General features: G+C 36.2%; 22 protein-coding genes. All 22 read left to right on the forward strand.

The window, feature by feature from the left end; all coding sequences use genetic code 11:
* Window positions 1-6: 6 nt before the first annotated feature.
* The 22 genes from ACZSMY_RS14240 (at window position 7) to ACZSMY_RS14345 (ending at window position 22,642) form a co-directional block, all read left to right on the forward strand.
* The gene (locus ACZSMY_RS14240; protein ID WP_465147911.1) at window positions 7-1,035 is read left to right on the forward strand and encodes an alcohol dehydrogenase catalytic domain-containing protein; all 1,029 of its coding nucleotides are present in this window, start codon (window positions 7-9) and stop codon (window positions 1,033-1,035) included.
* A gap of 14 nt (window positions 1,036-1,049) precedes the next feature.
* Complete coding sequence (locus tag ACZSMY_RS14245; protein ID WP_465147912.1) at window positions 1,050-1,883, forward strand: class II aldolase; 834 nt, start codon at window positions 1,050-1,052, stop codon at window positions 1,881-1,883.
* 4 nt (window positions 1,884-1,887) lie between these two features.
* Entirely contained in the window at window positions 1,888-3,384 is a 1,497-nt protein-coding gene (locus ACZSMY_RS14250; protein WP_256705641.1) for an FGGY-family carbohydrate kinase, read from the forward strand.
* Between the two features lie 4 nt (window positions 3,385-3,388).
* On the forward strand, window positions 3,389-4,441 hold the full coding sequence (locus tag ACZSMY_RS14255; protein WP_465147913.1) for a galactitol-1-phosphate 5-dehydrogenase: 1,053 nt from the start codon (window positions 3,389-3,391) through the stop codon (window positions 4,439-4,441).
* Window positions 4,442-4,693: 252 nt separating this feature from the next.
* Window positions 4,694-4,960, forward strand: a complete 267-nt coding sequence (locus tag ACZSMY_RS14260) for an inositol monophosphatase family protein (RefSeq protein WP_256705643.1) — start codon at window positions 4,694-4,696, stop codon at window positions 4,958-4,960.
* Window positions 4,888-5,442 carry an inositol monophosphatase family protein gene (locus ACZSMY_RS14265; protein WP_465147914.1) on the forward strand — a complete coding sequence of 185 codons (555 nt, stop codon included), beginning with the start codon at window positions 4,888-4,890 and terminating at the stop codon, window positions 5,440-5,442. The genes ACZSMY_RS14260 and ACZSMY_RS14265 overlap by 73 nt, the downstream gene beginning before the upstream one ends.
* A 608-nt stretch (window positions 5,443-6,050) precedes the next feature.
* A complete protein-coding gene (locus tag ACZSMY_RS14270) occupies window positions 6,051-8,123 on the forward strand; it encodes a BglG family transcription antiterminator (protein WP_465147915.1) in 2,073 nt (690 codons plus the stop codon).
* Between the two features lie 33 nt (window positions 8,124-8,156).
* Window positions 8,157-9,176 (forward strand): zinc-binding dehydrogenase, encoded by a 1,020-nt coding sequence (locus ACZSMY_RS14275; protein ID WP_256705646.1) that lies wholly within the window; start codon window positions 8,157-8,159, stop codon window positions 9,174-9,176.
* Between the two features lie 36 nt (window positions 9,177-9,212).
* A complete protein-coding gene (locus ACZSMY_RS14280; RefSeq protein WP_256705647.1) occupies window positions 9,213-9,692 on the forward strand; it encodes a PTS sugar transporter subunit IIA in 480 nt (159 codons plus the stop codon).
* Between the two features lie 27 nt (window positions 9,693-9,719).
* Window positions 9,720-10,007 (forward strand): PTS sugar transporter subunit IIB, encoded by a 288-nt coding sequence (locus ACZSMY_RS14285; RefSeq protein ID WP_147209312.1) that lies wholly within the window; start codon window positions 9,720-9,722, stop codon window positions 10,005-10,007.
* Between the two features lie 54 nt (window positions 10,008-10,061).
* Window positions 10,062-11,420 carry a PTS galactitol transporter subunit IIC gene (locus tag ACZSMY_RS14290; RefSeq protein ID WP_256705648.1) on the forward strand — a complete coding sequence of 453 codons (1,359 nt, stop codon included), beginning with the start codon at window positions 10,062-10,064 and terminating at the stop codon, window positions 11,418-11,420.
* 27 nt (window positions 11,421-11,447) lie between these two features.
* Window positions 11,448-11,651: a hypothetical protein gene (locus ACZSMY_RS14295; protein ID WP_256705649.1), complete on the forward strand. Its 204-nt coding sequence runs from the start codon at window positions 11,448-11,450 to the stop codon at window positions 11,649-11,651.
* A gap of 373 nt (window positions 11,652-12,024) precedes the next feature.
* On the forward strand, window positions 12,025-13,026 hold the full coding sequence (locus tag ACZSMY_RS14300; protein ID WP_256705650.1) for a dihydroxyacetone kinase subunit DhaK: 1,002 nt from the start codon (window positions 12,025-12,027) through the stop codon (window positions 13,024-13,026).
* Window positions 13,023-13,652, forward strand: a complete 630-nt coding sequence (dhaL, locus tag ACZSMY_RS14305) for a dihydroxyacetone kinase subunit DhaL (RefSeq protein ID WP_256705652.1) — start codon at window positions 13,023-13,025, stop codon at window positions 13,650-13,652. The genes ACZSMY_RS14300 and dhaL overlap by 4 nt, the downstream gene beginning before the upstream one ends.
* Window positions 13,653-13,712: 60 nt before the next feature.
* On the forward strand, window positions 13,713-14,537 hold the full coding sequence (rhaD, locus tag ACZSMY_RS14310) for a rhamnulose-1-phosphate aldolase (protein ID WP_256705653.1): 825 nt from the start codon (window positions 13,713-13,715) through the stop codon (window positions 14,535-14,537).
* A gap of 775 nt (window positions 14,538-15,312) precedes the next feature.
* Entirely contained in the window at window positions 15,313-16,194 is an 882-nt protein-coding gene (locus tag ACZSMY_RS14315) for an aldose 1-epimerase family protein (RefSeq protein WP_256705654.1), read from the forward strand.
* Window positions 16,195-16,730: 536 nt separating this feature from the next.
* Window positions 16,731-18,752, forward strand: a complete 2,022-nt coding sequence (locus tag ACZSMY_RS14320; RefSeq protein ID WP_212928696.1) for a BglG family transcription antiterminator — start codon at window positions 16,731-16,733, stop codon at window positions 18,750-18,752.
* 15 nt (window positions 18,753-18,767) lie between these two features.
* Window positions 18,768-19,112 (forward strand): PTS sugar transporter subunit IIA, encoded by a 345-nt coding sequence (locus ACZSMY_RS14325; RefSeq protein WP_212928695.1) that lies wholly within the window; start codon window positions 18,768-18,770, stop codon window positions 19,110-19,112.
* The gene (locus ACZSMY_RS14330) at window positions 19,102-19,446 is read left to right on the forward strand and encodes a PTS sugar transporter subunit IIB (RefSeq protein WP_212928694.1); all 345 of its coding nucleotides are present in this window, start codon (window positions 19,102-19,104) and stop codon (window positions 19,444-19,446) included. The genes ACZSMY_RS14325 and ACZSMY_RS14330 overlap by 11 nt, the downstream gene beginning before the upstream one ends.
* A 12-nt stretch (window positions 19,447-19,458) precedes the next feature.
* Entirely contained in the window at window positions 19,459-20,784 is a 1,326-nt protein-coding gene (locus ACZSMY_RS14335) for a PTS sugar transporter subunit IIC (protein WP_289584954.1), read from the forward strand.
* A 154-nt stretch (window positions 20,785-20,938) separates the two neighbouring features.
* Window positions 20,939-21,664 (forward strand): glucosamine-6-phosphate deaminase, encoded by a 726-nt coding sequence (locus ACZSMY_RS14340; RefSeq protein ID WP_212928692.1) that lies wholly within the window; start codon window positions 20,939-20,941, stop codon window positions 21,662-21,664.
* Window positions 21,665-21,688: 24 nt separating this feature from the next.
* Window positions 21,689-22,642 carry an aldo/keto reductase gene (locus ACZSMY_RS14345; RefSeq protein WP_212928691.1) on the forward strand — a complete coding sequence of 318 codons (954 nt, stop codon included), beginning with the start codon at window positions 21,689-21,691 and terminating at the stop codon, window positions 22,640-22,642.
* Window positions 22,643-22,693: the final 51 nt, after the last annotated feature.

The following is a 22,693-nucleotide window of genomic DNA, read 5'->3' on the forward strand; positions in this document are numbered from 1 at the left end:
GGAACAATGAAAGCATCTGTTTTTTATGGAAAAAACGATATTCGCTTTGAAGAAGTAGAGAAACCAGAAATAAGTGAAAATGAAATTTTGATACAAATGAAAGCGTGCGGTTTATGCGGAACAGATATTCACAAAGTAACGGAAGAATTAGTTCCTTCAGGTTCTGTACTGGGTCATGAATACGCCGGAGAAGTCGTTGCGGTTGGAGCTAAAGTTTCTGATTTCAGCCTGGGGGATCGTGTTACAGGTGGCATTCATGTTCCATGTTTCACATGTGAACAGTGTTCCAGAGGGCATTATACCTTATGCCCGGAATTCAAAAAGACGAATATCTATCCAGGCGGGTTTGCGGAATATGTAAAACTTCCGAAAGAACATGTGAAAGATTTGCTTTATAAGATTCCGGACGGCATGAGCTACGCTGAAGCTTCACTCACAGAGCCGGTTGCATGTTGTATTCACGGGCAGAAGGCAGTGGATATTCATGCAGGAGACCGCGTACTGGTTATGGGAGCAGGACCAATCGGTTTGATTCACTCGCAGCTTCTGAAAAACAAATTAGTGAAAGAAGTAGTGGTAACCGACGTCTCTGATCATCGCCTGAATAATGCGTATGATTTCGGTGCCGATTTAACCATTAATACTGCAGAACAGGATCTGGAAACGTATTTGCAGGAACAGAATCACCCGGGATTTAACATTGTTATTATTGCTGCAGGTGTATCTGCGTTACTTCCTCAGGCGATGAACGTGCTAAAAAGAGGCGGGACAGTGGTTTGCTTCTCTCCGTTTAGAGTGAAACCAACAGTAGAAATTGACGCGGGCATGTTCTTCCATGATGAGAAATCGATTGTCGGCACCTATAGTGTTTCTCCATATGAGTTCGAGGAAGCTATCTTGGCAATACAAAACGGTGTCATCAATACAGAAGCATTAATTACACATGAAATGCCTTTATCTGATTTAGGTAAAGCAATTGAATTAACACAGCATAAAACAGAAAACGTTCTAAAAATTGTATTAGGAAATAAATAGAGAGGGGAATGAATATGGCTTATCAAGCAATGGATACATTTTTAAAAGCATTAGAGGAAGGGAACTATGTTGCTCCGGCAATGAACACAACGAATTTAGAGATGACCATCGCAATTGTGGAAGCAGCGGAAAAAACAGGCTGTCCCGTCATGGTTCAGATTGCACCAACGAATGTAAAGCTATCAGGTTATGACTATATTGCAGAAATTGTCAAAAAAGCTGCAGAGAATGTATCGGTTCCAGTCACACTGCATCTAGATCATGGTATGAGCTTTGAGGATGTTAAGCAGGCTGTAGACGCTGGATTTGCTTCTGTCATGATTGATGCTTCTACCTTAGACTATGAGGAAAATATCAATCTGACAAAAGAAGTGGTGGAATATTGTCATCAGCGTGGTGTTCTAGTAGAAGCTGAATTAGGAGAACTGAGCGGGAAAGAAGACGACCATGTGGCAGAAGATGCCGCACAGACAGATGCTTCCTTATGTAAGGACTTTGTGGAAAGAACAGGGATTGATTTGCTGGCTGTTTCAATTGGAAATATACACGGTATTGACCAAGCTCCAGATTTGAATTTTGATTTGCTTCAAGAAATCAATGAAAAAGTAAATGTACCATTGGTAATCCATGGCGGATCCGGCATCCCGGCTGAAGCTTTGGCAAAATTGAAAGATTATGGCGTGAGAAAAGTCAATTTAGCAAGTGATCTGCGAAAAGCATTTATTACGGCTGTAGGGAAGCGTTATGAGAAAAATAACAATGAGTATAACTTGATCTCCGTTTTATTTGATGCTCAAAAAGCGGTTAAAGAAGCAGCGGTACCTAAATTTAAGGCTTTGAATGGGTAAATAAATGTATATTGTTAGCATTGATGTTGGAACAACCAACACAAAAGTTTGTTTATATGAGCTTCCAGAGTTTCGTTTGCGAGAAATAGAGAAATTTGCGACGCCTCAGACATTTGAAAACGGCCAAACAGATATGGATGCTGAACAAATTTGGAAAGAAGTGCTTCAAGCATTAAAGAATTTAAGCAATAAGGTGGTTAACCCTCAGCAAATTAGACAGATTACCGTTTCAAGCTTTGCCCAAACAATTGTACTGCAAGACAGTCAAGGGGAGGTCATTACGCCAACCATTGCCTGGTTTGATCCTAGAACCAAAAAGGAAGTGAAGGAAGTAAAGGCCGGCTTTGGTGAAGAAAAGTTGTATCATCTGACGGGAATCAATGCACATTCCAATCAAAGTCTCACCAAATTATTATGGCTGAGACGTCATAAGGAATCTGCTTTTCAAAGGATGCATAAATGGACATGTATGTCAGGCTTTATAGCATCCCGGTTAACAGGTATTTCTGCGACAGATTGGAGCTTAGCTTCCAGGACTCTGGTTTTCGATATTAATAAGAAGCAGTGGGCAGAAGAGCTTATAGAAACATTTGAACTGGATAAAGAAACCTTTCCTGAACTGGTAGAATCAGGTGCTGCGATTGCTTCTGTAAAGGATTCTGTTTCACAAGAGACTGGCCTGCCAAATGATGTGACCATTTCCATCTCTGGTCATGATCATATGGCTGGCTCGATTAGTACTGGACTGCAGAAGAAAACAGAGATATTGAATTCAACTGGCACAACAGAGGGGTTGCTGTTGCTGGGAGAGATGCCTCATTTATCTGATGCATTTCGGGAATTTGCCATTTCGAATGGATGTTACGTTTTAGATTCGGAATATACGCTTTATGGGTCGATGCCGACTGCCGGCCAAAGCTTTCATTGGATAGCGAATGCATTGAATCGGAGCATGAAAGATATTTCTCATATGTGTCACTATATGCATAAGGAATATCTAAATGATTTTACTTCCATCAAGGATAGAATGCATGTTTTCATTCCACATCTAAGAGGGAGCGGTCCACCAACCCGAAACAGTGCTTCTAAAGTCATGATATACGGGGCTACGGATCAGACAACAGACTATGATATTCTTTTTTCCATGATAGCGGGACTCTGTTTTGAATTAAAGCAATTAAAAAATGTATATGAAACGTATGTAGAATCCAACGTTCATCGCGTAAAGGTGATTGGTCCTGCGGTGAAAAACCCGCTTTGGCTGCAGCTGAAGGCAGATATCCTCCAAGCGGATATCCTTGCGTATGAAATAGAGGAAGCAGTTGCCAAAGGAGGAGCTATGCTGAGTGCATCAAAGCAGGGGTTAGTCGATACACTTCCAAAGCAGGAAATAAAAACATATACACCGGATAAGAAGAGAGTAGAGGCGCTTGAAGCCTTTTACAAACAATTTTATTTACCACTCTATCACTTGAAAAATCAATTTGAGGGTAAGGGATGATTAAATGGAAGCTTTAACCTTTTACGGTATGGAAGACCTTCGTTACGAGTATAAAGATAAACCAGAGATACAAGCAGCAGATGAAGTGATTATAGAAGTGAAGTATGCGGGAATTTGCGGTTCCGATTTATCTCGATACAAGAAGATTGGCCCGCTGACCCCAGGAAATATTTTTGGACATGAATGTTCCGGTGTTGTTAGGGAAACAGGAAGCAAGGTAACGAATGTACAAGCAGGAGATCGCGTTGCGGTATGTCCCCAAGTACCATGCGGGGAATGCGAAGCATGCAAGTCAGGATATTTTGCAGCATGTCCCGATTTACTCGTAATAGGGGCGAAACAGCCCGGCTGTTTCGCCTCCTATACAAAAGTGCCCGCAGAGAATGTATTAAAATTGCCGGATAATGTTTCTTTTGAGGAAGCGGCTTTGATAGAACCCTCCTCCGTTGTGCTGCACGGGCTTTTCCAAACCCGGCTGCAGCCTGGAAAGACAGTGGCTGTTTTTGGCTGCGGCACCATTGGTTTACTTGCCTGTCAGTGGGCTAAATTATTTGATGCAGATAAAGTAGTAGCCATTGATATTGATTCAGATAAACTCACATTAGCGAAAGAGCTGGGAGCGGATGAGGTTATCCAGCCTGAGAAAAGTTTTTCCACTTATGAAAAATTAAGGCATTTGATGGATGATACTGGCGTCGACTTAGCTATTGAAGCTGCCGGCTCCGTTCAAACTTCCGAAGAGGTATTGGCAGCTCCCAAAAAAGGCGGAGAAGTTTTATACCTTGGCATTCCGTACAGTGATATTGCGTTGAAAAGATTTTATTTTGAGCGGATTGTCAGACAGGAATTAACGGTACGGGGATCATGGAATGCGGTATCTGCACCATTTCCAGGCAGAGAATTTACAACCACCCTTCAATTTCTTAGAGAAGGAAAGCTGCGTACAAAACCGATGATTTCTCATTACTTGCCTTTACAAGAAGGGCCGGATATTTTTCAAAAAATAACTAGCGGTAAAGAAAAGACGATGAAGGTTTTGTTTGAATTAGGGAAGTAAGTAGATAGATGATATGAGAGAAAAGTAGTGAAGTAGAAAATTAATTTTTATTTCACTGCTTTTTTTATTTATGGTGAGTATGCCTATTTCCCGTGAGAACTACACTATGTAAAGTATCATCGGGGATTTAACAAAATACAGTTTCTTTAAAATGAAAATATTCTTTAAAGTGGATGTTTAAAAGGAAAGGTATTTAATGTTTGAAAGAATCTATGAAGTTGTCATAGAAACGGGGAAAACCCAGTAAATAAAATGAATTCAAATTTCACCGTCGAAACAAAAGCAAGCGATATTGATTTAGTTACAGAAATGGATAAGAAAACAGAAAAATATATTACAGAGGAAATAAAAAAGAACTTTCCTGATCATGCTGTTTTAGGAGAGGAAACAGTAGATGAAATCGGACATGATAACATGCTTGAAATGCTTGCATCACATCCGAATCTATGGGTAATAGATCCAATTTTGATGGTACAACCAATTATGTCCATGTGCTGCCGGGATATACGATTTCCGTAGCCTTGTATTGTAAAGGAGAAGCAGCTTATGGCATTATTTATGACCTTGTTGCAAAAGAATTGTTTGTCGCTGAACGTGGAAAAGGTGCGAAATTAAACGGAGAAGCAATGTGTGTCAGCGAGCACCGTTATCTATCTGAGAGCCTTGTCTCCACAGGTCTTCCAGCTGATAATACTAGTGCTCGTTATCATGGCTTGGAAGACTATGTAAAAATAACGCCGATTACTCGGGACATCCGTATTTTGGGTTCAGCAGACTTACAGTATGCTTATGTTGCTGCTGGACGTTTGGATGCGGTTTGGATATGGGGAGTAAATATTTGGGATATTGCTGGCGGCCGATTGATTGTTGAGGAAGCAGGGGGAAGCGTTTATCAATTGGATGGGAGTGAGGTTCGGTTTGAGTTTCCGCATTTCACCTGTACGAATGGAAAGATTGATAAGGAATGGAAGGCAATCTTTACTTCTATACATGGTTTTTAATGGAAGTATTTTTTACTTTGTGAAAGAAGAATCTGTGTTGGAGCAGATTTTTCTTTCATTTTTATATACTTAAGCAGTTAAAGTAAACTCGAAGATTCTTGCTAATCAAATATAAAGCATAAGTGTATATGTCTAATTTGGGACTTGAAATATACAGCTATTAGTCAGGTTAAATATATTTGAGGAATCAAAGGTATACAAAAACAAAGGATGAAAAAACGAATCTATTAATGACGATACAAAATAATTATTGGAACTTTTCGATACAAGAACAAAAAATTGCAGATTATATACTACGTTACAGTTATGAATTGAAAAAATATATATCCATCCGGCTTTTCCCAAAAAACAAATATTTTAAATGCTATTTCTAGCACCTTTTCTTTAATTATAGGAATTCATACTATAATAACCTTTTTACTTGGGGCAACGATTGACACACATATACTTCCTTGAAAAAGAAGACGAAAATACCTAATGAAAGATTAGATTTATCTGTCTTAGTCACAGTTTTTTTGATGGGAGTTCAAAAAAGTTGGGATGAAAGCGCATTCTTGGATGAGTTAGTTCGTGATACGATATAAATATAGAAAGGAGGTAATGAACATATGCACCTAGACGATCGTAGTAAGGCGTTAATTCAAGAAATATTTGTGAACTCCGGCCTTAAAGTAAAGGATCTATCTAGGAAATATGGGTTAAGCAGGGGGCAAATTGACTACAGTTTAAAAAAAATAAATGACTGGCTCGAAGATAATGAATTCCCGCTGATAAAAAAAGACTCAAGAGGTTTTTTTGTAGGTGATCCTAAACACCAGATGTTGCTCTTGAAAGAAGGAAAAGAGTTAACTCCAGACTATATTTTCTCTTCTGAAGAACGGGCGCTTCTTATTTGTTTTATATTATTGACTAAAACGGAGGATATTTCACTTCTCCATTTAACATCTGAGCTTGAGATGAGTAAGAATACAATATTAGCTGATTTAAAGAAAGCGCAGGAGATAGTTAGTTTTTATAATTTGCAAATCCATTATTCCAGAGTTGAAGGATATGATATTAAAGGTGATGAATGGAATATACGTCGCCTTTTGCTGGAAGTGATTGACCGAATACAAAAAATATCTAATGGATCACTGTGGATAGAAATATATGGACATCTAGCAAAAGAAGAAATAAATAGAATGCAAGGAATTGTTGAGCATTGTGAAAGTAAAATGCAAATCCGTTTTACAGATGAAAAGCATAACTTGCTTCCCTATGTATTTGTTTGCATAATCAGAAGGATTCGACGAGGAAATATGCTTAATAATGATGAAATTGATTTTTCTCAAGAAAATGTTTATAACATTATTCTGGATTTATTAGAAATGGAAGAGCTTATCTCAAATGAAGATTTATCATTTTTGACACTTCAACTCCTTACGGCAAATCTGACTTTTTCTACAGAACCGGATTGGTCAACAGATACTGTGATGATGAAAGGATTACGTCAAATGATTCGGAATTTTGAATATATTTCCTGTACTGTTTTTCTGGATAGAGAAGAACTCTTGAAGAAATTATGGCTTCATTTGAAGCCAGCGTACTATAGAATCAAATTTGGTCTGACTCAAAATCATAAAGTAGATGAAAAATACTTTGGTGAAGTATTTCAAGATGAATATAAGGAACTGCACCATTTGGTAAAGAAATCAATCCCTTCTTTAGAAAAAGTAATTGGCTGTTCCATTCCGGAATCGGAGAGCATTTACTTTACCATTTTGATTGGAGGCTGGATGGAAAGACAAGGAGATTCGCTTCGTCATCGCATAAAAGCAATCGTAGTTTGTCCTAATGGCGTATCTGTTTCCAAGTTGATGAAAAGTACATTAAATCAGTTATTTCCAGAGTTCGTATTTTTAGAGGCGTTATCAATAAGAGAGTTCCGTAAATTTGATATAGAGTATGATATTGTATTTTCTCCTGTTTATCTAGATACAGATAAAAAGCTGTTTATTGTTGAGCCTTTTATATCAAATGAAGTGAAAAAACAATTACGCAGTCAGGTAATGCAAACAGTCTATGGGTTCACCCCTCAGTCCATAGATATAGAAGAATTAATAAAGATTGTAGGGAACAATACTGATATTCAAAACGAATCAAAATTAAAACGGGAATTAAGTGTGTATTTACGGCGTGAACAATTGCATGAGACAGCTATATATGAGGAGGAACAGCCTAGGCTGGTTGAATTGTTGCAACCGGATCATATCATAATTAGGTCAGAAGTAGGTTCTTGGAGAGAAGCGATAGAAATTGCTGCACAACCTCTTTTGAAAAAAGGAATTATTACACCACAGTATATTAAGAAGATGATTGAACTGCATGATATTAATCGACCCTATATTGTTTATGGAACAGATATTGCAATACCTCATGCTACACCAGAGGATGGGGTTAACGATTTGGGGATGAGTATGCTGAAGCTTCAGCAGGGAGTAAACATATCATCTAATCAATCAATAAGACTCATTGTTGTTATTGCGCCACTAGATAAGAAAAAACATTTACGTGCCCTTTTGGAAATATCCAAGCTTTCAGAGTTAAAGCCGGAAATAGAAGAAATAATTAAAGCTGTACGTGTAGAAGATATTTATCATTGTTTAGAAGATTATTCCAATCAAGAAAAGCTTCAGCTATAAGAATGGTATTTAAATTAAAAGGAGGACTAAAAAATGAAACGAATTGTTTATCATGGTATTCAAGATTTAAGGTTAGAAGAAACAGAAATTCCTGTACCAAAATATGGAGAAGTAGTTATCAAAAACTTGGTTACATTAACTTGCGGAACGGATGCAAAGATGTATATGAGAGGGTATCGATACGATCCTCCACATCTTATTGGCCATGAAGCAGCAGGAGTAGTACATGCAATTGGTGAAGGTGTTACAAAATTTAAAATAGGTGACCGGGTAGTTGCTCATAATACAGCTCCATGCCATAAATGTTACTACTGCAAGAAAGGACAGCATTCTATGTGTGAAGATTTGCCTTCTAACTTAGGGAGCTATGCAGAGTATCAACTTATTCCCAAGAATATTGTTGAAGAAAATATGTTTCAGCTTCCAGATGATATGGAATATAAACAAGCTGCATTAATGGAACCGCTTGCTTGCGCTGTTTATGGCACCTCACAAGTTCCAATTGAATTAGGTGACACAGTAGTTGTTAATGGTTGTGGACCAATAGGACTCATGTTTATTCGTTTATGCTACTTGCGCGGAGCACATGTAATTGCATGTGATATGAAAGACAATCGTTTGGAAAAAGCGAGGAAACTTGGAGCGTTGGAAACAGTTAAAGTAAGTGAAGATATTAATCAAGTGGAAGAAGTCCGTAAATTAACTGAGGATGAACGAGGTGTAGATATAGCTATTGAAGCAGCCGGTGTGCCTGCTGTATGGAATATGGCTTTTGACATGGTACGTCCCGGCGGAACGGTTCTGTGCTTTGGCGGCACAAAAAAAGATACAACAGTAACCTTCGATTGTACAAGGCTTCATTATGAACAGATTACTGTAAAAGGAGTTTTTCATACGACACCTATTCATGTTAAGGCAGCTTTTCAACTATTAAAAATGGGAGCTATTGAAGCGAGCGATTTTGTGGAGAATGAATATCCAATTGAACAGACGGAACAAGCAATTCTTGAACATGCCAGAGGCGAAGTTATTAAGAATTGTATTGTTTATTAGGAAAAGTTAAGAGATAAGAATGGGAGATGGTGAAGTGTGAACTTATTAGAGTTATTTGATGAACAGTTAGTGCATTTTGATTTTGAAGCGGAATCAAGTGATGAATTGCTGGAAAAAATGGTAGATCATCTGGAAAAAAGAAATTTAGTAAAAGACACCTATAGACAAGCTGTTATCGAACGTGAACATAAATTTCCGACAGGACTGCCTACGAAAGTGATGTCAATAGCAATTCCTCACACAGATGTAGTGCATGTTAATCAATCATGTATTAGTATCGCCAGATTAAAGAAAGCTGTACCATTTCGCGAAATGGGTAATGCAAATAATGAAGTGGAAGTTAACTTGGTCTTCATGCTTGCGCTTAATGGAAGCCAAGATCATTTAAAGGTTATTCAAAAGTTAATCAGCTTATTTTCACTGGAAGACGTAATGAAGGATTTACAAAAAGCAAGTAGTAAAAAGGAATTGTTAGATACTGTTTTTCAAGCAATTCATGAGATGGAAATAATATAATAACGAAAAATACGAGGAGGAAGAAAAATGAAAAAAATTATTGTAGCTTGCGGCGGAGGAATCGCTACTTCACAAACGGTTGCGGTCAAGTTGGAAAATCTATTAAAAGAAAGAGGATTAGGTAATAAAGCGAGTATCGAAGCAATTAATATTAATTCGATTCCAACTTATATTAAAAGTTCAGATATTTATGTTTCTATTACGCAAGAACCGGAAGGGAAATATGAGATTCCAGTATTCAGTGGTATTCCATTTTTAACGGGGATAGGTGCAGAAGAAGAATTAGAAAAAATAATTAAAGTGATAAATTCATAACCTGCCTTATGGGATATTTCATAATGACTTTAATTATATAGAAGGAGGATAAGTATGGGCTATATTGAAGTTTTTTTTCAAGGTTTAATTGATATGGGAGCGCCTGTATTTTTGACTATTATTTTGACCGTTCTCGGTCTTATCTTTCGAATGAAATTCAGCCGGGCCTTTTCAGCCGGTTTGACATTAGGAGTAGCTCTGGTAGGAATTAATATCGTAGTAGACTTTATGATTGCAAATGTTGGAGAAGCTTCTCGATCATTTGTTGAATTGACCGGTATACAGCTGGATGCACTTGATATGGGGTGGCCGCCAGCTTTGGGTCTTGCTTGGACATGGGAATTTGCGTTTTTAATGTTTCCAATTCAAATTCTGGTAAATATCTTAATGTTATCTTTTCGCTGGACATCCTGCGTAAACGTGGATATGTGGAATGTAGGAAATAAAGTGTGTACTGCTTTTTTAGTTGCATATGTATCAGGGTATGCTTGGCTAGGGTTATTATTTGCAACACTTCAATCTATACTTGAATTAAAAAATGCAGACTATACGAGATATCGTTTGCAGAAGCTTACTGGAATTCCAGGAGTATCTATGCCTCACCCAATGTTCCTGTCTGGGATTTGGCTTTATCCATTTGTAAAGGTTATGGATAAAGTATTTCCAAGTACATTCAACTTTGATGCACAAAAGCTGCGTGATAAGATAGGGATTTTTGGAGAGACACATGTAATGGGCTTTCTAATTGGATGTTTAATTGGCGCTTTTGGAGGTTATGATATCAGGTCGATTCTTACGCTTGGAGTACAAGCTGGAGCAGCTTTGATGTTATTTCCATTAGTTGCAAAACTCTTTACAACAGCACTGACTCCTGTTAGTGAATCAGCAACTGCTTTCATGAAAAAACGATTCAGCAATCGTGCTTTTACAATTGGTCTGGACTGGCCTATTATGGCGGGACGTTCCGAACATTGGTTGATTATGATCCTGACTATACCGATTATTTTAGTTTACTCTTTAATACTACCTGGCAATCTTGTACTTCCTTTTGGAGGGCTGATGAACATATGTATGGTTGTTCCACTTTTTTATCTTACAATGGGGAACCTTCCTAAAATGGCAATTGGGACAATTATAGGTATTCCAATGCAGTTGTATGTAGCTTCTTATTTTGCTCCACATTTCACTGCACTTGCCAATGCTACTGGAGGAGTGGAAGTGCCTCAAGGGCAAATGCTTGCTTGGTTTGGAATGGATATATCTGAATTGAGATACATTATTGCAGAATTTTCGTTATTTACACCGGTTGGGATTGTTTTATTTATCATAACAGTAGGTTTTGCGATTTATTATTTCAAAGGAATAAGGAAAGAAGATTTGGAAATAAAGAAAGAATTAGGTGTTGAAGATTAATTAATTTATCGGTAAAGGAGAATTGTTATGTGGATAAAAAAAGCGGTTTTTTTCTTCTTTTTAGGTTTAAGTATCATTTTTTTAATCGTCAGTATTCTAAGCTGGAATATGTTATTGGGGGCTTGTTCTTTCGTCATTGCACTAGGACTGACAAGATACTTGGATGATGTAGGTTTGCCTTCCAGGTATAGCGCAAAGGAAGTAAGAAAAGAACTTAAAGAAATGGCTTAACCAAAAAAGAGAGGAATACACCAGATGGAAAATACCTAATCCATACCACACCAAGAAGAATGAATGAGATTTAACATAACCCATCTTCATTTGAATTTATAGTGGATAGAGTAGACATTGATCGTTTATCTCCTAATAAATAGGGACTGTTAATGCGAGGATTAGTTTTCGAGTACGGGCACACATATTTGTAATTTAAAAATGTAAACGACACATTTTAAAATGCGGGCAGTTTTCATTTAATAACTACACACCTCATCTCCACGTGCTCTGTAATATGCCTGCTCGATTATAGGATAACAGTTTTAGGGGAGAGAGAATTACTTTCAGTTAATTTTGTGCCTTGTACACAGCGAAAGGAATGATACTAAAAATGAAAAAATTAATTAATGAAGTTGATGATGTCGTTTTGGAAAGTTTGGAAGGTTTTGTAACTGCGAATCATCGTACGCATCAAAAAGTAAACGGTGTTAATGGAGTTATTCGTAAGGTTAAAAATAATAAAAAAGTCAGTATTGTTTTAGGTGGTGGAAGTGGTCATGAACCTGTTTTTCTTGGTTTAGTTGGAGAAGGTATGGCAGATGGAGCAGCTTTAGGCAGTGTGTTTGCTTCCCCAGATCCCCAAACAATCTTAGAAGTGATTAAGTCTTCATATACGGATGAAGGTACACTTTGTCTTGTTATTAATTACGCGGGAGATACGATGAATTTTGGAATGGCTTCTGAATTGTCCGGTTATGAAGATTTAAAAGTAGAAACTGCATTAGTAACCGATGATGTAGCTTCAGCACCAAAAGGGCAAGAGGAAGAACGTCGAGGAGTCGCCGGTCTCTTGTTAATTACCAAAGTCACTGGCGCTGCTGCTGAAAAGGGATGTTCACTCGCTGAATTAAAGAATTTAGCTGAAAAAGCAAATCGTCTTACTCGCACAATGGGCATTGCCTTAACACCTTGTTCCCTTCCAGGAAGTAAACCTAATTTTACTATTGGAGAAGACGAGTATGAATTTGGTATGGGTATCCATGGTGAACCAGGGATTAAGACAAAAAAACTTAAAACAGCGAACGAAATTGTTGCTGAAATAGTAGAAGGACTTGTTAATGACTTAAATCTGCAGAGTGGCGATGAAGTTGTAGTTCTGGTGAATGGAACAGGAGCGACAACAATATTAGAATTAAATATTGTTTATCGACAGGTCGCTAAGCTGTTAAAAAAACAAGATATTCATATATATGATACAAATATTGGTTCTTATTGTACTTCTTTGGAAATGGCAGGAGTATCTATATCTGTAATGAAGTTAGATAACGAGTTGAAGAGCCTATATAATGAACCTGCTTATACTCCTTATTTCTATAGAAGAGGTGCTGAATGATGGAACAATTAACTGTACAAGAAACGCGGGATATGTTGATTTTTGTTGCAGATAATTTGATTGAGTCGAAGGAAATGCTATGTGAAATTGATGGGAAAATTGGTGATGGGGATCATGGATTTGGTATTGCAAGAGGTTTTACTTCCGTCAAGGAAACGCTTAATGATAATACGTACTCTACAGTGAATAATGTGTTTAAAGATACTGGAATGTCCATGCTTCATTCTATGGGTGGAGCATCAGGTATCATATTCTCGTCAATGTTCCTTGGAGGAAGTGCTCTAACTGACTTAGAAACCCTTAATATAGGATCGCTAACATCTATTATGCGTGGAGGGCTTGAAAAAGTGAAGGTTCAGGGGAAAGCAAAATTGGGAGATAAAACAATGGTTGATGCTTATGAACCTGCAGTAATCGCATTAGAAAAAAATCAAGATAGTAGCTTAAAAAATGCGCTTAAATCAGCATTTTTAGCAGCTGAAGACGGCGTTGAAAAAACAAAAGAATATCCAGCAAAGCACGGCCGGGCAAAATTTCTTTATGATCGCTCTATTGGTATAGAAGATGCTGGTGCTACAACTGTGTCATTAATTTTTAAAGCAATGTACAACTATCTTTCTAAATAAAGTTTAAGTAAGTAGAAGTAGTTATTAAGAATACTAAATTTTCTTGTAGGAGGTAGCGTGTTGAAAAAACAAATTTTAAAAACGCCATTTATGGAAGAAATTATCAATGTTTGCAGTGCCATTTATAAACTAGGTTGGGGAGAGAATCATGCTGGTAATTTAAGCTACAGAATGACCGCTCAAGAAGTAGAAGCATATATAGGAAAAGAATGGGGAGTAACTAGAAAGTATAAATTTGAAAAGCCCTGTCCCGAACTTGGGAATCAATTTTTCCTGGTTACTGCTTCGGGGAGTCCTTTCAGAAATATAAAGCATGATCCAGAGGTGCATTTGGGAATTATTCATCTTAATGAAGAAGGAAGTACCTATGAGATTATTTGGGGATTTCGAGAAGAAAGACAGCCAACGAGCGAACTTCCGACACATCTTCTCTGCCATAATGAAAGACTACAAGTAGACCCAGATAACAGAATTGTCCTTCATTGCCATCCAACATATACTATTGCGATGACATTTATACACGAATTAGAACAGGATGCCTTTATTAAAACGATGTGGTCACTAAACTCTGAGTGTGTTCTTGTCTTTCCAGAAGGAATTGGTTTACTCCCATGGATGGTATGTGGAAATGGGAAAATCGGCTGGCAATCAGCAATGAAGATGAAAGAGTTTCGTATTGTTCTTTGGCCGCATCATGGTATCCTGGCATGTGGACAATCTATTGACCAAGCATTAGGATTAATTGAAACTGTTGAAAAAGCTGCACAAGTATACATTCTAACAGAGGGAAAAACGAAACAATGTATGACAGAGGAGCAAATTGTGGAATTAGCTTATGCATTCAACTTAAAGCCGAGAGAAGGAATTATTAAGAAGAACGTATAATGATCTTTGATAGGGTGTTAGTTGTCAAAGAGATTTAAATATAAAATTGGTTTATGAGATGTTGAAATAGTACTTGAAAAGCCTTGAATCAGGAGAATTTTAATAGATATTGCTTGGAAGGGCTTTTGTATTATTATATTAGAATATCTTGATAATAAATAATCGTTTGTCTAATGTACCAAGAATACTGATTAAGATGAAAATTCTTTATTCTAAGCAGTGGAGAAATTTATGTTAGTCTAACCTAAATTGTTCACAGAAAAATTCATAACAACTACTTATCTGGAAAGTGATGGAGGAGGATAAATATCGTTACTCGTAATCATTGGAAAGATATTAATGATAAAAATATTATGCTATATTTTTTATGAGGTAGAAGGTGAAAAGTTAGGAGACTTTGAATGTAATGACATTTAAGGTCTCTTTTCAAATCTCGTAGATAATAAGGAAATAAAAATACAAAATATCAACTGCCAACTAAATTTGGTTACACATTACAATGAACAATAGAAGAAAGGTAAAGAAAATAGTCCCCTATCTATAATATAAAGGAGAACGGCTGGATTTATCTGTATTTTTTGTTCGTTTCAAATAGATTCATCAATACTGAAAAATTTAATTAAAGGTTAAAAAGAACTTAAGTCTACTATTGGTTAAGAAAACAAGAAAGTATATAACGGAAAGCCAAACTAGACACCCCGCTCCCCAAACATTAAGATTAAAGTATATAACCACTTCTCCATCAACTCTTTAATTCCAGAAAGGATGAACCACAGTGAAACAAATCATAGAAAACGATTGGTTAAAAGTTGAAATAGAAAGTAATGGCGCTGAAATACGGGCTGTCGAGCATAAAAAGAATAACTTAAGCTATATGTGGACGGGAGACAGTGCCTATTGGGGACGTGTTTCACCGGTATTATTCCCGGTTGTTGGGCGTTTAAAAGGAGACCAATATCAATTAGACGGAAAAACATATGACATGTCTCAGCATGGATTTTTAAGAGATGTTGAATTTGAACTAAGCTCACATTCGGCAGAGCATGTTGCATTTGAGGCAGCTTCGGATGGACGTTTTAAAGAAGTTTATCCATATGAATTTAAAGCAACAATCACTTATTCCCTCAACCAGGATTCGCTTTCCGTTGATTGGAAAATAGAAAACAAAAATAGCGGGGAAATGTATTTTTCAATTGGCGCTCATCCCGCTTTTCGAATCCCGCTTTTAGAAAATGAAGGATTAGAGGATTACCAATTGAAATTTACTCCTGCTCCAAATAAAGAGGTAATGGAATATGGCTTGGAAAATGCATTGGTTCATGAGAAAGGAGTCCGTAATCAGCTTCCAGACATAACACTGCAGCCAGAGCTGTTTGCAAAGGATGCTATGATATACAGTCATATCGATCGTATCGAGCTTGTCTCAGCAAAATCTGATCGTGGCGTAGATGTTGAATTTACAGACTTTCCGTTTGTAGGAATCTGGTCTAAATATAATGAAGAAAATAATAGTATTGCACCATTTGTTTGTATCGAGCCTTGGTGTGGTATTGCGGATATGCATGATACGACGGGAGACTTTAAAGAGAAGTTTGGTGTTAACCGGTTAGAAGCTGGTGATGTATTTCAGAAGGCGTATATGATGAAATTTAAATAATTGTTTGGTTAGGTTATCAATTCTGTATATTTACAAATTTTGAATGAAGAATTTATTATATAGAAATTTACATTATCAAAAGCATAGCATATGAACTATTATAATGTATAAGTTCCTATGCTTTTTTGATTTCAAGCATTTTATAATTCAAATAAGTATGGTTTTTAGTGGAATCAAGCCATTATCAATATAAAATTATAAATTGAAAATAAAAAATTTTTTTACTAAACTGCTCTTAAATTATAAAAATATATGTGTTGAATACAGTATGAAAATGGTACAAATAGATTTATTTTCTAAAAAGTCTTCTTTAGAAGGCTCATTTTTTATGTGCTTTTTAGATTAGAAATAATAAAATTGGAAGAGCTATTTTTGCGTGTCGAGGTGTAAGACACTTCATTTTTGTTAGTTGAGAAATCTTTACATAGTTATCTTTTGACGGTGATTCTACGACAAAAAGTGTTATAACCTTTATTGAAAGCGTTTTTTTAAATTATTATACTTGGAAAGAGGTAAGAAAGAGGAGGTGAATACAGATGAAATTGGATCAGCGATGTATAGAGATTATTGATATTTTGCTTATGCAAGATGGTTACATGAATATAGCAAAGATTGCCGAACAAGTAGAAACTAATGAGAGAAACGTACGTTATAGTTTGAGCAAAATTGATAGATTCATGGAAGAAAATAAGCTTGAACCTTTGACTAGACATCCGCGTAAAGGAGTATTTTTAGTTGAAAAGAAAAGTATTCGTCCAATATTGTCTATATTTAAACAGCGTATGACGCCAAAAAAATATCAGTATTCACAAGAAGAAATCCAGAATTTTTTGAAGCTGAAAATGTTAATTTCAGAAGAGGTCATTCCAACCGCTTATTTTGAAGAAGTCCTTTTTCTTTCTCGAACAACAATCTTAAATCATATAAGAGCTATTGAAGGGGAGGTTTTTCTAGAAGATTTAAACTTAGAGCATAAAAAAAGAAAAGGTCACTATATCACTGGTGATACATTATTGAAGTGCATTACTTTTGCTAAGATACTGATTCGCAGCATTAATATTAGAGAATTTTATAATTTTATTAATGATGACAGGATTGTTTCGAAACATGGTGAATTGTTTTTTTATAATTTATTTGAATATGAGTATTTACAGAGAGCAGTTGAAATCAGTCATCGGCTGGAGACTAATTTAAATAGAGGCATGGATGACCAAACATATCTCACACTTTTAGCTTTGTTATTTAAAATTGTTACTAAAGTAGAAGGAGACTTTGAAAATATATCAAATGCATTATCTAAAATAGAGCCAAAATACAAAAACAGCTTAAAAATCCTACTTAATAGTGTTATGCAATCAGACAGTAAGAATCAGGAAGAGGAAATTGAATTATTTACAAGAGAACTCTGCAAAAAAGTAGGAGAGGTATATAAAGTAGATTTCTTTAAGGGAAATAGTAAGTTTTTAGAGCAAATTAAGAATCATGTCATATTCATGGTAAAAAGATTACGAGAAAATATAACAATTGAAAACCCCATATTTGAACAATTTATGAAAACTAATCATGAAATATTTCTTGTGACGTCCCAAATTTGCAAAGAATTAGAGCCGATTATTAAAGTAACTGTGAGCAATCAGGAAATTTCCTTTCTTGCCATCTATTTTTTTTCTGAAATGGAGAAGTTCAAAACAAATCAAAAGACAAAACCGGCTATTCTTATTGTGTGTGTAGAAGGAACAGCCGTGGCAAGTATGATAGGAGCGCAAATAAAGAAAATGTTCGAATTCGAACGAATTGATACCATGCCACTTAGATTACTTGATAAGGAAACGATAGAAAAATATGATTATGTGCTGAGTACGGTAAATATTCCAGATATTCGTTCCGAAAAAATTCTGCGTATTAATAGTTACCTTTATTTGGATGATATCAAATTACTTCAAAAGCATTTACAGCTGAAAATGAAAGTTCAATCCATTCAACCGTTAAATAAATTTAGCAAAATCATACAGCTTATGATGGATAATGGCCATATTACTAATCTAAGCAAACTGGAATCGGATTTACTAGAGGTACTCACTAATGATGAATACGAAGCCAGTAGAGAAGTTGTTCCCGATTTTATTTTTTCACCAGAAACAGTTGTTTATGGTGAAAAGGCAAATACATGGCGGCAAGCAATTGCACTTGGTACTGACAATTTAATAGCAATGGATTGTATTGAACCGAGATATTATGAAAATATTATGAAAAGCATTAGAAAATATGGTTCTTATATGACGGTCGCACCTGGTGTAGTTTTAGCACATGCAGGGCCGGAAGATGGTGTATTACAGGATAGTTTAGGAGTAACTGTTTTAAATAAAGGTGTTTCTTTCTATGACCGATATAATGTCCCCGTACAAGTCATTTTTACCATGGCTTTCCAATCAAAAGAGGCATATCTGTTAGTAGAGAGACTTGCGCAACTAGCACTGAATTCAGAAAAAATTCGCTTGCTTACAGAAGCAAGGTCCAAACAGGAAATCTATCAGCTTGTAAAAGCAACAATTGTATAAAAAAGGTGGAGTTTAATGAATACTGAACAAGTTTCTTTCAAAATTATTTCATTAGCAGGAGATGCATTTTCAACGTTGATTGAAGCCTTACAGATGGCGAAAAAAGGTAACTTTCAACAAGTAGAAGTATTAATTAATACAGCAAAAAAACAAGTAAATGAGGCTCATGATGTACAAACTAACTTAATTGTTAAAGAGGCACAAGGAGAAACTGCTGATTTTTCGGTTTTACTCATTCATGCTCAAGATACATTAATGAATACCATTTTAATGATGACACTGGTGGAAGAAATGATATCTATGTATGTAGATTTAAAAAAACAAATTGAAAATAAAGGTGGAGCAGAATATGAATATTGATAGATTGTATATTTTATTGGTTTGTAATCTAGGTGCTTCAACAGGGGTAATGGTAACCAAAATGAAAGAAATTGCAGTGAAAAGTGAAAAATTAAAAAACGTTGATATTCGGATTGAGGCGCATCCAGCTGGAGAGATACAGGAATATATAGAGGATTTCGATGTAATTATGGTAGGTCCACAAATTAAGCATAAATTTGCTGAACTTAAAAAGCTAGCTGATGAAGTGGAGAAACCTATTCAAGTTATTGATACTCAAGATTACGGAACTGTTAATGGCGGGAATATTTTGAAAGATGCTATTATCATGAAATTAGAGTCTGCTGAAAAATAGGGGGATATCTATATGTCGAGAAGTGGAAAAAATCGAAAAATGGATGGCTTTATATCCTTTATGGAGAAGCATTTTGAGCCAATTGCAGCAAGAATAGAAAAACAACGCCATGTAGCATCAATTAAGAATGGGATGATCGCGCTTATCTCAGTACTGATTATCGGTTCTTTTTCCTTAATAATCTCATCAATTGGAAATATGTTTCCTGAAGGAACAGCAATAAAGAACTTTTTTGTAGATTACAATGATATGCTGCAATTGCCATTCCAGTTTACATTTGGATTATTATCAATATACTGTGCCGTCACAATTTCATATAATCATGCAAAACAGATGAAAGTTCCTGTTTTGCACGGTGTAATAGCTGGGGTATTGGTGACATTAATTTTAAATACGAAAATAATTGATGGAAGTTTAGATACACAGTTTCTGGATTCAAGAGGTTTGTTTATCGCAATTTTTGCCTCATTAGTTACGGTTGAAGTGTTAAATGTATTTATGAAAAATAATATTACGATTCGATTAAAAGGATTGCCCGAAGGGATTTCCGCAACATTTGAATCGATTATTCCTATGGTAGTTGTTTTATTTGTTGCAGTATTTCTAAGTGCAGGTGTACAAAGTGTGACCAATGGGCAAATCATTCCTGAAGCATTTACAACCATGCTGGCGCCCGCAATTAATAGTATTGATACACCTTATGCAGTTTTCCTGATTTGTTTTTTAGAAATGCTATTCTGGTTTATTGGATTGAATGGTTATGCAATTTTGATTGGTTTTGTATTGCCGTTTATGACTCAATACCTTGGACGAAATGCCGCTGCTTTTGCAGCTGGAGAACCGATTCCACATGTGTTTGCACCAAACTTTTGGGATTATTTCATGGGTTTTTCCGGATCAGGGATTACTGGAGCTTTAGTAATCCTAGCATTATTTAGTAAATCTCAAAAAATTAAAGCGGTAGGAAAAGCTTCGGCTGTTCCAGCAATTTTTACCATATCAGAGCCGGTCGTTTTTGGTTTGCCAATATGCTTTAATCCTTATTTGTTTATCCCATTTGTCATGGGGACTCCTATTCTAGCAGTTTGTCAATGGTTCATATTTCATTGGGGGATAGTTCGGCCGCCAGTGGTCAATGTAGGCGGAACACCAATTCCGTTTGCTCAATATTTAGCAACGATGGACTGGAAAGCTGTTATTCTTAGTTTTGTCGTGTTAGCGGCAGCTGTTTGTATGTATTATCCGTTTTTCAAAATGTATGAACGCAGTGCAATGAAAGAGGAAAGGATTCTTAACGAAAGAGAAAAAGCACATCAAGAGCTTGATTTGGATTTTTAAAACTAGCTACTTAAATTTAATTGATAATATTACCTTATTTAATTTAGAAAATACCTTAAAGTTTATGAAAACTGTAATTTCTAGTGTTTCTAAAATTGAAGGAATCAAATTATTATTTCATAAGGCAGTATAAGTAAAAAAGGAGATTACTAATATGAATATTAAGAAGTTTCTTACAACTGAATTAATGGCGGAAGCAGCAGGGAAACATATTATTGAAATAGTAAAAAAGAAACCTGATAGTTTACTATGCTTTGCTGGAGGAGATACCCCGCTTATGACTTTAAACTATTTAGCAGAAGCAGCTAATCAGGGAGAAGTTGATTTTGGGAAATGCTCGTTTGTCAGTCTTGATGAATGGGTTGGTCTTGGTAAAGAAACGAATGGAAGTTGTAAGCAAACACTATTTGATCATTTTTTTGATCGTATCCCAAATATAGATGATTCACAAATTTGTTTTTTTGATGGTTTGGCTATAGACATGGACGCAGAATGTAAAAGAGTAGACCACTTTGTTGCGAAGCATGAAGGGATTGATTTTATGCTGTTAGGAATTGGGATGAACGGACATATTGGTTTCAACGAACCTGGTGTAAGAGTGGATACATATTGCCACGTCATCGATCTTGACCCAGTAACTAAGAAGGTTTCAGTAAAATATTTTGATGAAGAAATGAATGTAACACGAGGGATTTCACTTGGTATTCAACATATTACGGAGGCTGCTGAAGTAATGTTAATGGCAAATGGTGAAAAGAAAGCAGACATAGTGGAGCTGACAATCAATACAGAACCAACTGCGGATATCCCGTCTACTCTTGTTAAGAATTCAAAACATGCTGTACTGTACATCGATGATGCAGCTGCCAGCAAACTATAATGAAAGAAGAAGGGACGTAATCAGATGAAATATATAGATATTCAAGGGAAAAAAGATGGGAAAAATATTACCATTAGTGTTTCTAATCTATTGATGGGTTCAGGAGATTTCCTGAGACCGGATAATATGGATTTTGCTGCCCCAGTACTGGATAAATTTATTGAAATAGGTGGAAATTCATTTGATACAGCAAGGCAATATCGACATAGTGAGAAAACGTTAGCAAGTTGGATGAAGTTGCGGAGGAATAGAGATAGTCTAGTTATTCATACGAAAGCGTGTCACCCGACACGTGAAAATCCAGATGTGGCTAGAGTGACTCCAGAGGCAATTGAAGACGATCTTTATACCAGTTTGGAAACACTAGATACAGATCATGTCGAACTATTCGCTTTGCACCGAGATGACCCAACTAAGGAAGTTGGTCCTATTATGGAAAGTCTTCATAAGCAGGTTGAAAAGGGTCTGGTCTATGCCATTGGTGCATCAAATTGGGAAATAGCACGAATTATTGAAGCTAATAAATATGCGGCAGAGCATAAGTTAACGCCTTTTACTTTTAATAGTCCAAACTTAAGTCTTGCTAAAGTGAATCGCCCTCGTTGGGAAAATTGTGTGTCTGCAAATGATGAGATGATACGTTGGCATCAAAACTCAAATACACCTTTATTAGCTTGGTCGTCTCAAGCGGGTGGATTTTTCTCTGGTCGATTTACACCGGATATTAAAGATGATGTAGAGATGGTCGAAGTTTATTATAGTGAAGCCAACTGGGAACGATATCGACGTGCGGAAGAGTTAGCAGACAAAAAAAAGGTAACACCTATTCAAATTTCTCTTGCTTATGTATTGTGTCAGACATTCCCGACAGCGGCGGTTATTGGACCAGAAAATAGTAACGAATTATTGTCCTCTTACGATGCAACGAAAATTTTATTAACGGATGATGAAGTTCGTTGGCTTGATTTAAAAGAATAGAACTTAATTTAAGTTAAGACTAAATAATCCTTTATAGAAAAAATGAGGTGA

The organism is Oceanobacillus sp. B139/18, from assembly GCF_055524595.1.